This window comes from Collinsella aerofaciens, from assembly GCF_964243765.1.
Lineage (GTDB): Bacteria > Actinomycetota > Coriobacteriia > Coriobacteriales > Coriobacteriaceae > Collinsella > Collinsella aerofaciens_BU.
This window is the reverse complement of record NZ_CAXTGI010000016.1, coordinates 24,811-37,150: the sequence shown is the minus strand read 5'-3', so window position 1 is coordinate 37,150 and position 12,340 is coordinate 24,811. Positions and strand designations below refer to the sequence as shown.

Sequence of the window (12,340 nt, the reverse complement as noted above, 5' to 3'; positions counted from 1 at the left end):
AGGCCTGGCGTTAGCATGTCGCGATTCAATCTCGAAAACAGCATTGCCCAGTTGACAAAACTATAGGAACACCCCCCGGCGTCGATTTTCTCCCTCAGCGCGCCCTCGTCTTCGACGAGGCCCCTTTCGAGCGCGTCCGCGAGCACGTTCGCGACCAGGCTCAGTTCCTCCCCGGAGTCTATCAGGTCCACCACCGTGAGCCAGGGCCTCGTCGCCGGGATGTCCGAGACGATCGCCACGTCCTTCGGGTCGAGGCGGCGCTTCCTGATGAATCAGGTTCGGGCGCTTAGTCTGCTTTCTCTCGGGCGTGCAGAACTCGTAGGGCGAGGGGCTGACCTCGCCGATGCCGTAGAGCCATGCAGCCGTCGCCCCCATGGCGACGGGGCGCCTCCCCGGGTCGATCGACAGTCAGGCCGCGAGGACGTCCTCCTCCCGCGTGCTCGGCGAGCCGCCCATGCGGTAGACGCCCTTCGCGAGCCTCTCTATGTTGCCGAGCCCTTCCCGCCTCGAGAGCGCGTACCGCTCGACGCCGAGCACCTTCGCCTGCACAGATGTGAAGAGCCCCCTTTGGGAAGAGGCGATGTCGTTGGTGGCTCGTATGACTTCGATTTATTCCATGCTTGCATTGTGGAAAATAATGCAACAATGCAAGCAATACGCTCAGAATACACGGCGTTATTCGGCGGCATTCGGGGTCACTGAAACTGCGGAAACCGATTTTCGCATTTCTTTATTCCCATTTGTTGACCTGGGCGAATGCAATTGAAGAGGGCTTGAATCCGCCTCGCAGTTTCAAGTCAGTTTCATCCGCTCGAAATCGGCCTTCGGGGGACCCGAATTGTGAATTATTCCCGCAGGGCCTAATTATTCCCGTACCGCCGAGTACTCCGTTGTACCGCCCAGTAGGGACACACGGGAATAATTGGGTCGTTTTCCCAGGTAGAGATGCAAAAAGAAAGCCCTCGAACCAAAGGGTTCGAGGGCTGTTATTCCCACTATTTCGCTGGTGGCTTTGGTTCTGTCGTCCCGTCATTCCAGTTGCACCCAGTTTTCGGCATCGACACGGAACGCGTGCCGCCGAATGACGCGATGTCGCGTCTCGTCGGCTTCGGGGACAAAAGCTGGGACAACTTCAAAAACTTTTTTCAAACTCAGGGCTTTGAGTTTTTGTTTTTGTCCCAAAGGAGCTTCCGGCCGTGATTCGGATGCCCGATTGGGCGGAATCGCCCGTTTCTGGAACTCAACCGCAGCATCACGCACAAGCCACTCGCAACAACTGCAAATGATTGGTCGAGGGCGGCTTCCAACGCGATTCCAAAGCCGCAGGTCAGGCGACTGCGCTGCTGGCAGGGAAAGGGAGTCGTATCAGGCGGCTTGCCCATGAGTCGACGATGAGGCCTTCACCGAATGTCGAGAACATGCTGGTAAAATAGGCAATACTTTTTATGACAGGAGAACGAGCATGGCCGAACCCCACGATAGGAAGCCGATCCTCACGATCGAGCAGCAGATAGAGCACCTCAAGCAGAAGGGCGTAGCCTTCGAGCTGTGTTCCGAGGAAGAGGCCGAGGACTACCTGCGCGACAAGTGCAACTTCTTCAAGCTCGCATCCTATCGCAAACTCTTCTCGAAATACGAGGGAGGCCCGCGCGACGGCCGCTACGTAGACCTCGACTTCGGCCAGCTACGCCTGCTCGCGGCGCTCGACCAGGAGCTACGCCACGCCCTGCTCGGCATGACGCTCGACATCGAGCACTTCCAGAAGGTGACACTGCTTCGCGAGATGGAGGACCGTGGAGAGGATGGCTACGCCATCGTGGCCGACTACATGGCATCGCTTACCACTGCAAACAGGGAGTACCGCCTGCGCGAGCTCAAGATGAGCGGCCGCAGCCCCTACAGCTCGAGCCTCTACGCGAAGTACTCCGGCGACATGCCTGCCTGGGCCTTCCTTGAGCTCACCTCGTTCGGCACCCTCATCGACTTCGTGCGCTTCTGCGCCAGGCGATGGGGCGACAGGCGCTTCGAGGCCTCCCACTACGACCTCAAGCGCGTGAAGTCCGTCCGCAACTGCGCCGCGCACGGCTCGTGCCTGATCAACTGCTTCGCCGAGAGGGGCGCCGCCCGGGGCTCGGCGTCCAGTGGCGTCTCCCGAAGGGTCGCCGCCGTGGGAATCCCCAAGGCGACCAGGAGGAAGTGGATGGGGAATACGGCCATGCAGGAGGTCGCGACCGTGCTCGTGGCGCACTCCGGCTTGGTACCCGAGGGCTCCTCGCGCTCGCGCGCCGCATCCGAGCTCGCCGAGATGTTCGCCAGGGCCGACGGAGAAACCGAGGCGCTGCCCGACAAGGGGCCCGACGCCGCAGCTCGCTCCGCGCTCGAGTTCCTTCGCAGGTTGACAGAATCGCTCGGGTTGGTAGAATAGCCTGCAGATAGCAAAACCTTCACGGTTTTAGGGGCGGACTTGCGCAAGCGACTCTGCCCTATTTTTATATTCACTCGCTATAGGAGACGGGTGATACCTGGGTCAATGACAGAACTGAGAAGCCCGGAATAATGGAGCCAGTTAGAAACCCTCGGGTTTGCGGGGCGGGATCGTGAGAGCGATTCTGCCCTATTTTTTCCTCCGTCTGCCCCAAACCAAGTATTTCGAAGATAGCCTGTAGGTGTCCTCCTGGGCGCCTTTTATTTTCAGGGAATCGGCCGCTTCATGAACGAGCGACCGGCTTGACCTAGATCGAACCGCCTTCATCTCCGCCTAGGCGCCGGCGATCAACATCGTAAATCCGCGCGTGCTACAATGCGGGCACCAGAGATGAAAACACAGTCCCCGTCGGGTAGTCGTGGGCGTGCGGGAGTCCGCATCAGTAACCTGCCTCCTTGGTTGTCCCTTCTCTGCATGGTCATCTACATAAAGGAGGAACCAACCATGCAGATCAGCGTGTCATCCACCCTGACCGTATATCACGACGGCCAATTCTGGGTCGGGCTGGCGGAGCATGTCGAGGACGGCAGATACGGCGCCGCCCGCATCGTCTTCGGCGCGGAACCGTCCGATGAGGAAATCCTGCGATTCGTTACAAGCAAATGGGCGGAGCTCGCGTTCTTCGGTGACGATCCCGCCGAGGCGAGCAAGCCCGCGAGGAACCCCAAGCGCCGCGCCCGCGAGGCGTCGAAGGCCCTTAAGCAGCCGGCGATGGGCACCAGGGCGCAGCAGGTGCTCGCGAGTCAGCGGGAGACAATGAAACGGGAGTCAGCCCGCGCAAGAAGCCAGCGTCGCGCGGATGAGGCGGAGGCGCGCTTCGAGCAGCGAAAGCTGAAGCGCAAGCAGAAGCATCGTGGGCATTGATCGCCATGTGCAGCAAGGCAAACCATATACAGCAGTGGGGCCAGTTCCACTTGAAGCCGACGCCGCGTAGACGCTGATGGTGACGGCTATGCACGGGCACGGGCGCGCCGCCGCACTTCACAGCTTGTTTCTCAAGTATTTGGGACGCACACACGGCGTTCAAAAATGCGGAGCGACTCTGTATGGCTCGAGACTGAGCCGAGGTGCCCTACTTCTCGCCCTCCAGCAGCACCACGATGCGGTCGATGTCGACGGCAAAGCGAGGCCTTCCCTCCTGCTCGTAGCGGTCGAGGTATGCCTGGCACTCTGAGACAATGCGCTTGGTGCTGCCGTCGATGATGCGTTGGAGCGTCTCGTAGTAGGCCGAGCCCTCGGTCCTGAAGCGGCGCTGGTAGGCCTGGTTATGGGGAATATCTTGATGTAGTGGATGCCGTGGCGGCAGTTGGGGCGCGTCGTGGGGCGGGGTGGCAACGCAAAGTACTGGTCTTTGGGCACGTTAGGGGCGATGTTGGAACGCAGCGGCACGGCGAAGTCCCTGCGCTTCCCGCGGAAACGCAGCCTCACCACTACGATGCAGGGACGATTGTGCTTAAGCATGAGCTCGCGGTCGCCCTCGGCGTGGACGAAGAAGTCCTGGGGATGGATACAATCTTCATCGGTTACGCCCCCTTCATACGAAGCGGGGCCCGCATCGCTGCGGGCCCCTACAGGTGGGCGATATTCTACGCTTTGCGGCACCCCATCGCCCACGGAGGTTAAACGTACACGTAAGCCGTACTCTGAAAGCCGCAGCTTCCGGCAAGTAGTTTATACCACGAGAGGTCGCTTTCAATGCGCATAGCTCGCAAAATAGCACTCGCTGGGCCGTCACCCCTGGCCGTTACCCTCCAATCTTCATTAAAGTCAGCAGGTCAATTCATATAGTCATGGGGGTTTATCCTAAAGGGAATCAAATTTTTACCCCCATAACTAAGGAATTGTCTATTCCCACTCAATGACTAGAGCCCTGGTGTAATTGGCTGGATCACCGTTCCGGGAACCGGTATCGACCTACCTGTCCGCCAAGCTCCTTCTTCAGCTCCAGCCTAGTATCTGACTCGCGCTGTTATAAGCAAAAACCGAAGAGATGCATCTTAGCCAAGAAAAAAGGTTAGCCTTATCTTACTGTATGATTCGTGTGTTATAGTTAGATGGCTCTAACTGTTTGGGGGCGATAGCCATGCACGAACGCAAGGGCTTCTGGGACAAGAATGCCGGTCGGTACGACCGTTTCATGCGAAAGGACCGGGCGGCGTATGAGAAGATGTATGGGCTGATCCGGCCGGTAGTGAAAGCAAAAACCGTACTGGAGGTTGCCACCGGCACGGGGCTTATCGCAAAGAGCATCGTGAATGCGGCGGCACACATCGAGGCTACGGACGCTTCTGCAAAGATGATCCTTGAAGCAAAACGGGACATTCAATCCGCAAAGCTGCACTTTTCCGTACAAGATATGTTCCACCTGCCCTATGCACAGAAGTCCTTCGAAGTGGTGATTGCGTCCAACGCGCTTCACATAGTGCCGCATCCGGAAAAGGCCCTGCAAGAAATCAGGCGGGTGCTGAAGGACGACGGCGTGCTCATCGCGCCAACCTTCACCCACGCGGAGAACTCGGTTTCCGGCAAGGCAAAAGCCTTTTTCATGAGTATGGCGGGATTCCCCCTCCACAGCAGGTGGACAAGCGAGGAATACCTACGTTTCCTGCGTCAAAACGGCTGGGCGGTGCAGAAAAGCGCGGTGTTGAAGGCCTCGTTCCCGTTGACCTATGCGGAATGCACAAAATCGGAGGGGGCAGATGTCGTTCTTTGAAAACACCCGCAAGCCCGTGGGCCTCGGCGGAAAACTTATGGTTGCCATGATGAACCTGGGCCACAGCCCTGTGGCGCGGTGGGGACTTCGATTTCTACGACTTGCGCCAAATGCCAAGGTGCTGGATTGCGGCTGCGGCGGCGGGGCGAACATAAAACGGCTGCTGAAAAAATGCCCGCATGGCGTCGTCAAGGGCGTCGACTATTCGCCCGTCAGCGTGGAGAAGACTAGAAAGCTCAACCGAATTGCAATTCAGGAGGGGCGTTGCGCCGTTCTGCAAGGCAGTGTGGCGGATATGGTGTTTGAGGATAGCTACTTCGATGCCGCCACGGCCTTTGAGACCGTCTATTTTTGGCCTGATTTGCCCCGATGCTTCCGTGAGGTCTGGCGGACGCTGAAGCCAGGCGGGACAATTCTCATCTGCAACGAGAGCAATGGCGATACGGACAAGGACGAGAGGTGGACGCAGATCATCGGCGGCATGACCATCTATAAGGACGTTGAATTAAAGGCATGTCTGGAGCAGGCGGGTTTTCACGAGGTGCAGATACGCAAAAAGAAAAGGTGGCTCTGCGTCACGGCGCAGAAGTAAGGGCATCAAGCACGGGCATTTTTCATCCATCCTGCACATGGCGATAGGCATGACGGTCATAGCGGCTGTGCTGGCGGCAATTATGACAGTTTTTATTCACTGAGGAAGAAACCTATGAAATGTAAAATTGAGAAAAACACCGTGCAGGAGACGCTGATCCTCCCGCTGTATTCCCGGAAGCTGTGTACGGAGTTGTACCCGAACCTTTACAAGGATGAAACAGCGGTTCGTCTGCTCGGCCAGATCGACTACGACTTTTCAGAGGCAGAGAAAAACTCCCGCAGCCTGATGCAGCGCTTTGGTGCGCTGGAGGTGGCCATGCGGCAGGGTGATCTTGCTTTTGAGGTGCGGGATTACCTGAAAGACCACCCCAATGCGGCGGTGGTCAATCTGGGCTGCGGGCTGGACAACACCGGCAGAACCTGCGACAACGGTAGATGCAAGATCTACAATCTGGACTTCCCGGATGTGATTGCCTTGCGACAGCAGCTACTGCCCGCCGGGGATCGAGAACAAAATATCCCCTGCGACCTGAAAGACACCGCATGGTTTAGCAAAATCGATGCCTCCCGCGGGGCGGTGTTCTTTGCCTCCGGGGTGTTCTATTACTTTCTGACCCAGCAGGTCCGGGAACTGGTGCGGGGGATGGCGGACGCTTTCCCCGGCGGTGTGCTGGTCTTTGATGCTGCCAATCGGACGGCAGTAAAGATGATCGCAAAAACATGGCTTAAGACTGCAAAAATCAAGGATGTGGGGGCATTTTTTGCGGTTTCGGATGCCGCCAAGGAAATCGGCACGTGGAACAGCCGTCTGCAGGTCACAAGTCGCGGCTATATGCTGGGTTACAACGATTTGAGAGACCCTTCTGTCAGCGGCTTTTTCCGGTTTCTCGCAAGGGTCGGTGACAACGGGATGAAAATGCAAATCGTGAAAATTAGATTTTAAAAGGCAAAAATGAAGCCCATTCACTTTGACGTTGAAGAAGACGGCTTTTACGGCACATATTGGGCGTGCAAGGACACACATACAGCAGCGGGCACGGATTCGATTGAAACCGTGCCCGCTATCTGACACTATATTATTTTATCGAACGTCTGTTCTATTCCCACTCGATGGTCGCGGGCGGCTTGGACGTGATGTCGTAGCACACGCGGTTGGCGCCGGGAACCTCGGCCACGATGCGGCCGGAGATGCGGGCCAGGACGTCGTAGGGCAGCTTGGCCCAGTCGGCGGTCATGGCATCGCTGGACTCGACGGCACGCAGGATAATTGGGCGCTGGTAGGTGCGCTCGTCGCCCATAACGCCGACGGACTTAATGTCGGGCAGGACGGCGAAATACTGCCAGCAGCTATGCTCGGAGTTGCGCTCGCCGGTCTGCTCAAACAGACGCTGGTTGTAGGCATCGAGCTCCTCGCGCACGATAGCGTCGGCGTTCTTGAGGATCTCGAGCTTCTCCTTGTCGACTGCGCCGATGATGCGGATGGCCAGACCCGGGCCCGGGAAAGGCTGGCGGAACACGATGTTACCCGGCAGGCCCAGCGCCAGACCAAGCGCACGGACCTCGTCCTTAAAGAAGTGGTCGAGCGGCTCGATGAGGTCGAAGTGCACGCCCTCGGGGAACGGGATCAGGTTGTGGTGGCTCTTGATGGTGGCCGTCTTGCCGCCCGTCTTGCGCGCACCGGACTCGATGATGTCGGGGTAGATGGTGCCCTGAGCCAGGTACTTGACCGGCTTGCCGTCGCACTCGAGCTGCTGCGCCACGGCGAAGAACTCTTTCCAGAACTGCGTGCCGATGATGCGGCGCTTTTCCTCGGGCTCGGTTACGCCAGCCAGGAGCTCGGCATAGCGGTCCTCGGCGTGGACATGGATAAAGTCGACATCAAACTGCTTGGTGAAGACCTCCTCCACCTGCTCGGGCTCGCCCTTGCGCAGCAGGCCGTGGTTGATGAACACGCAGGTCATCTGCTTGCCCACGGCGCGGGCGCCCAGGGCAGCCACGACGGAGGAGTCGACGCCGCCGGACAGGGCCAGAATCACGCGGTCGTCGCCGACCTTCTCGCGGAACTCGGCCGTCATGGTCTCGACCAGGTTGTCCATGCTCCAGTTGGGCTCCAGGCCGCAGATCTCAAACAGGAAGTTGCTCAGCAGCTGCTGACCGTACTCGGAGTGCTTGACCTCGGGGTGGAACTGCGTGGTGAAAATCTTGCGCTCGACGCACTCCATGGCGGCAACCGGGCATACGTCGGTGCTGGCGGTAACGGTAAAGCCCTCGGGCACCTCGGACACGGCGTCGCGATGGCTCATCCACACGGTCTGCTCCATGGGCGTGGAGTTAAAGAGCTTGGCGCCGGCAGTGCGCGTAATAGTGGCGCGGCCGTACTCGCCCACCTCGGAGTGCCCGACCTTGCCGCCGAGCGTCACGGCCGTGATCTGATGGCCGTAGCAGAAGCCCAGGACGGGAAGGCCCAGGTCAAAGATGGCAGGATCGATGGACGGAGCGTCCTCGGCGTACACGGAGGCCGGGCCGCCAGAAAGGATGAGCGCAGAGGCGTTCATCTCGCGAATCTCGTCGGCCGAAATGTCGCAGGGGACAATCTCGGAATACACGTTGAGGTCGCGGACGCGACGGGCAATGAGCTGACCGTACTGCGCACCAAAGTCGAGTACGAGGACCTTTGCGGAAGCATTTTGATCCATGGTTTCCCCCTCTTGTTGGCGGGGAGCCGCTGCCCGCCCGCGCGAATGAACGAAAATAACTTTCATAGTGTACACGTAACCAGCGGTTCTGCGCCCGTCATAGCCATCAGAGCACGGCAAACGCACGACCTGGGCCCCTATTTGACAGCAATTGGAGCGTTGCCAAACGTTACAGATGATGTAATACGTTTGAACATTGGACGCCCTGTGCCACAATACTGCCGAACGACTCCGCCTCTGTGGCGGCAAATACGATAGGAATACCAGCATGAAGCGCATCCTTCTCATCGCCACGGGCGGCACCATCGCATCGACCGAGGACGGCAACGGCCTCTCCCCCGCCCTGACCGGTGAGGAGCTCGCCCAGAGCGTCCCCGAGATCTCGGGCCTCTGCGAGCTCGACGTCGTGCAGCCCATGAACATCGACAGCACCAATATGCGCCCCAGTGACTGGATGCGTATCCGCGACGTCATCGTCGAGGGTTATGCCGACCACGACGGCTTCGTGATTCTGCACGGCACCGACACCATGAGCTACACCGCGGCGGCGCTTTCCTACCTGATTCAGGACAGCCCCAAGCCCATCGTACTCACCGGCTCGCAAAAGCCCATGGGCAATCCCTTTACCGACGCCAAGCTCAACCTGTACCAGAGCCTGCTCTATGCGCTCGACGAACACTCGCACGACGTCTCGATCGTGTTTGGCGGCGTAGCCATTGCCGGCACGCGTGCCCGCAAGCAGCGCACCATGAGCTTTAACGCGTTCATTAGCGTCAACTATCCGCCCATCGCCTATATCCGCAATGACCGCATCGTGCGCAACGGGCTTCACGGCACGCATCAGGGCGAAAACCCGGTGCGTTTCTACGACAGCATCGACCCGCGCGTATTTGTACTCAAGCTCACGCCCGGCGTGAACCCAGGCATTCTGGACGCCCTTGCCGATAGCTACGACGCTGTAATCCTTGAGACCTTTGGCATTGGCGGTATCCCCGAGTTTGGTGAGTCGGGCGAGTCGTTCCAAGAGGCAATTTTCCGCTGGGTCGATTCGGGCCGCACCGTCGTTATGACCACGCAGGTCCCCGAAGAGGGTCTCGATCTGGGCGTTTATGAGGTCGGCCGTGCTTACGCCGATCATCCGGGCATTCTGCGCGGCGACGATATGACAACCGAGACGCTCGTGGCCAAAACCATGTGGGCACTCGGCCAGTCACGCGATGCCGCCGAGATCCAGCGTCTGTTCTACAGCCAAGTCAACCACGACCGCATCCCGATGGCGTAATCCCTAAGGCAGTTCCACTTATCGCAGCCTCAAACGACAGGTGGTCCCCCTCAGGCCGTGCAAAAATCGGAGTATTCTGCAATTTCTCCGCCGGAGGCGCAGAATCGGCTGATTGTTAGACAAACTTTTAGGACGAACGGGCCGTCTAGTAACTATTTATTCCTCATTTTTATTTAGCGCGTGGATTAACTACTGTTAAAAAGGCAACGCCAGCCGCTCGGGCTACCATCTACGGCTGAACAGGTGCTGAATACTCGCGATTTTGCACATCGCAACCAGGGGGACCCGCCCAAAGAGCGTCAAATACAGCGGGGGAACGCCCTATTCGATACCCTCGAGTAGCTCTGACACCGTCATGCCAAGCGCGGGCGCAATTTTAAATAGAATCTCGAGCGTACTGTTTGCCGTTCCGTCCTCAATTCGGTCGAGATAAGGTCGGCTGATTCCGACCGCTAGGCAAAAATCGACCTTGGAAATACCAAGGGCCTTGCGCGTCCGCTCGACTCGCTCGCCAAGAATCTGTTTCGCATGTTCATTCATGCAGACGAGTTTGAAATGGAGCAAAACAAAAACGTAAACTATAGTTTACGTTTTGTCGAATATCCAGGAGTTTTCTATGTCGGCTTGCTCGATTTCAATGCGTCAGAGACCACATTGCGCAGACGGCGTGCAGCCCAAGCTTGTCGTCGTTGAGGCCGAATACCTTTCCCCTGACGAACGCACAGCCGCGACACTGCTATCGAGCCGTGTCGCGACCGCATTGCTCCCCAACCCAACGAAAGGCGAGCTCGCCGCTCAATGCCAGACGCACGGCTGTGCCCTTGCCCAGGCCGTTGTGATAGCAACCAGCCAACGCGGCCTGCCCCTTCTCTTAGAAGCCGGTATCGCGCTCACCCTTCGCGGCGCCGGATACGAAAACGAGGCCGCCGCCGATATGGTCTTTAAACCACGATCGAGCGGCGGCCTCGCAGCAGCCATTGAATATGCGTGCAGGCTCGTTGCCTAAAAGGACAGGCTAGAAACCAAAGCCAAAGCCCGTTCCGGTAATCGCCGAGTACATAAAGTAAACGTTGATCACGTTGAGGAATACACCCGTAATGCAGCCGTTTCGCAGGTAGCGCTCGCACACGATGCGCGCCATAGCGGCGGAGTCCTCATTGTTCTTGGCCTGGCGTCCCGCCGTAAAGTAGGTCGCCACGCTCAGCAGCAGGTTGAGTACCGGCAGCGCCAGCAGCTCGTAGCTCTTGCCCCAGCGCGTCACCTCGCCGGCCGCGTTAAACTTCGTTGCCACCTCGGGACCAATGTTGGGGAGAACAAACGCCGCAACTAACAGCGGAAGCACCGCAAGCACCAGCAGCGCGATGCCCATGTAGCCGGCTTTTTTGCCATATTTGAACATGTGCATTGTCCTTACACGTTGAAACGGAAGTGCACGACGTCGCCATCGGCCATGACATACTCTTTGCCCTCGATGCGCAGCTTGCCGGCAGCCTTGGCGCCCTGCTCGCCGCCGAGCTCGATATAGTCGTCATAGCCAATGACCTCGGCCTTAATAAAGCCGCGCTCAAAGTCGGTGTGAATGACGCCGGCGGCCTGCGGAGCGGTCGCACCCTGACGCACCGTCCAGGCCTTGACCTCCATCTCGCCGGCCGTAAAGAACGACTGCAGGCCAAGCAGCTTGTAGGCCGCCTGGGCGAGCACGTCCAGGCCGGGCTGCTCCAAGCCCAGGCTCTCCAGGTAATCGGCGGCATCCTCGGGATCGAGCTCAGAAAGCTCGGCCTCGATCTTGGCGCAGATGGGCAGCGGCTTGACGCCATCGATGGGTGCCAAGTCGTCGTCGAGCATATCCTCGTCCACATTGGCCACATACAGGATAGGCTTCATGGTGAGCAGGAACAGGCCCTTGGCGGCGGCACGCTCCTCGTCGGTCATCTCCATGGACGCGGCGCGCTTGCCCTCGTTGAGCCAGGCAAGCAGGCGCTTGGCGACCTCGAACTTGGGCATGAGCTCCTTGTCGCGCTTGGCCTCTTTCTCGAGCTTGGGCAGCTGCTTCTCGAGCGTGCCCATATCGGCCAGGATGAGCTCGGTCATGATGGTGTCGGCGTCACCTGCGGGATCGACGAACTCGCCCGTGCGGCCCACCTCGCGCATGACGTTGGGATCCTTAAAATAGCGCACGACCTCGCAAATGGCATCGGTCTCGCGGATGTTTGCCAAGAACTGATTGCCCAGGCCCTCGCCCTCGTTGGCGCCCTTCACCAGGCCCGCGATGTCGACAAACTCGACCGTAGCCGGCACAATGCGACCCGGGTTGACGATGTCGGCAAGCTTTTGTAGGCGGCTATCGGGCACGTCGACGATACCCACGTTGGGGTCGATCGTAGCGAACGGGTAGTTGGCGGCAAGGCCAGTCTTTTTGGTAAGCGCGGTGAACAGCGTCGACTTGCCTACGTTGGGCAGGCCCACGATACCGATGGAAAGGGACACGACAGCTCCTTTTGGTACAAGCATTTCAAACTGCATAAGTATAGCGCCGCCGCAGCATCTGGGCGAACCCGGACGCCACGGCG

Annotated in this window: 13 protein-coding genes and 1 pseudogene; 7 read left to right on the top strand and 7 right to left on the bottom strand. The window is 58.7% G+C overall.

Going from position 1 to position 12,340, the window contains the following annotated elements:
- The 3 genes and pseudogenes from ACESSC_RS09540 to ACESSC_RS09530 form a co-directional block, all read right to left on the bottom strand.
- Positions 1 to 239, bottom strand: a pseudogene (locus tag ACESSC_RS09540) (hypothetical protein); the annotation flags it as partial.
- Between the two features lie 169 nt (positions 240 to 408).
- Positions 409 to 582 (bottom strand): type IV toxin-antitoxin system AbiEi family antitoxin domain-containing protein, encoded by a 174-nt coding sequence (locus ACESSC_RS09535; RefSeq protein ID WP_255413609.1) that lies wholly within the window; start codon positions 580 to 582, stop codon positions 409 to 411.
- A 447-nt stretch (positions 583 to 1,029) separates the two neighbouring features.
- A complete protein-coding gene (locus ACESSC_RS09530) occupies positions 1,030 to 1,260 on the bottom strand; it encodes a hypothetical protein (RefSeq protein WP_128619958.1) in 231 nt (76 codons plus the stop codon).
- Positions 1,261 to 1,462: 202 nt separating this feature from the next.
- On the opposite strand from ACESSC_RS09530, the gene ACESSC_RS09525 reads away from it, so the two are divergent.
- The 5 genes from ACESSC_RS09525 (at position 1,463) to ACESSC_RS09505 (ending at position 6,735) form a co-directional block, all read left to right on the top strand.
- A complete protein-coding gene (locus tag ACESSC_RS09525; protein WP_117583312.1) occupies positions 1,463 to 2,425 on the top strand; it encodes an Abi family protein in 963 nt (320 codons plus the stop codon).
- Positions 2,426 to 2,929: 504 nt separating this feature from the next.
- Positions 2,930 to 3,349 (top strand): YjdF family protein, encoded by a 420-nt coding sequence (locus ACESSC_RS09520; RefSeq protein WP_349103153.1) that lies wholly within the window; start codon positions 2,930 to 2,932, stop codon positions 3,347 to 3,349.
- 1,219 nt (positions 3,350 to 4,568) lie between these two features.
- Positions 4,569 to 5,198: a class I SAM-dependent methyltransferase gene (locus ACESSC_RS09515; RefSeq protein ID WP_271729437.1), complete on the top strand. Its 630-nt coding sequence runs from the start codon at positions 4,569 to 4,571 to the stop codon at positions 5,196 to 5,198.
- Positions 5,185 to 5,790 carry a class I SAM-dependent methyltransferase gene (locus ACESSC_RS09510; protein WP_271729436.1) on the top strand — a complete coding sequence of 202 codons (606 nt, stop codon included), beginning with the start codon at positions 5,185 to 5,187 and terminating at the stop codon, positions 5,788 to 5,790. The genes ACESSC_RS09515 and ACESSC_RS09510 overlap by 14 nt, the downstream gene beginning before the upstream one ends.
- A gap of 114 nt (positions 5,791 to 5,904) precedes the next feature.
- Positions 5,905 to 6,735 carry a class I SAM-dependent methyltransferase gene (locus ACESSC_RS09505; RefSeq protein ID WP_373162691.1) on the top strand — a complete coding sequence of 277 codons (831 nt, stop codon included), beginning with the start codon at positions 5,905 to 5,907 and terminating at the stop codon, positions 6,733 to 6,735.
- Between the two features lie 154 nt (positions 6,736 to 6,889).
- Here the strand turns inward: ACESSC_RS09505 and guaA are convergent, their stop codons facing one another.
- Positions 6,890 to 8,488, bottom strand: coding sequence for a glutamine-hydrolyzing GMP synthase (guaA, locus tag ACESSC_RS09500; protein WP_373162689.1), 1,599 nt, complete (start codon positions 8,486 to 8,488; stop codon positions 6,890 to 6,892).
- 268 nt (positions 8,489 to 8,756) lie between these two features.
- On the opposite strand from guaA, the gene ACESSC_RS09495 reads away from it, so the two are divergent.
- Positions 8,757 to 9,770 carry an asparaginase gene (locus ACESSC_RS09495; RefSeq protein ID WP_055309953.1) on the top strand — a complete coding sequence of 338 codons (1,014 nt, stop codon included), beginning with the start codon at positions 8,757 to 8,759 and terminating at the stop codon, positions 9,768 to 9,770.
- 321 nt (positions 9,771 to 10,091) lie between these two features.
- On the opposite strand, the gene ACESSC_RS09490 is transcribed toward ACESSC_RS09495, so the two are convergent.
- The gene (locus tag ACESSC_RS09490) at positions 10,092 to 10,310 is read right to left on the bottom strand and encodes a helix-turn-helix domain-containing protein (RefSeq protein ID WP_273375874.1); all 219 of its coding nucleotides are present in this window, start codon (positions 10,308 to 10,310) and stop codon (positions 10,092 to 10,094) included.
- Between the two features lie 76 nt (positions 10,311 to 10,386).
- On the opposite strand from ACESSC_RS09490, the gene ACESSC_RS09485 reads away from it, so the two are divergent.
- Positions 10,387 to 10,776, top strand: coding sequence for a hypothetical protein (locus ACESSC_RS09485; protein WP_373162686.1), 390 nt, complete (start codon positions 10,387 to 10,389; stop codon positions 10,774 to 10,776).
- Between the two features lie 9 nt (positions 10,777 to 10,785).
- Here ACESSC_RS09485 and ACESSC_RS09480 read toward each other — a convergent pair whose 3' ends face one another.
- Together ACESSC_RS09480 and ychF are read right to left on the bottom strand one after the other, a co-directional pair.
- Positions 10,786 to 11,169, bottom strand: a complete 384-nt coding sequence (locus ACESSC_RS09480; RefSeq protein ID WP_373162684.1) for a DUF1648 domain-containing protein — start codon at positions 11,167 to 11,169, stop codon at positions 10,786 to 10,788.
- Positions 11,170 to 11,180: 11 nt separating this feature from the next.
- Entirely contained in the window at positions 11,181 to 12,257 is a 1,077-nt protein-coding gene (ychF, locus tag ACESSC_RS09475) for a redox-regulated ATPase YchF (protein WP_373162682.1), read from the bottom strand.
- Between the last annotated feature and the right edge of the window lie 83 nt (positions 12,258 to 12,340).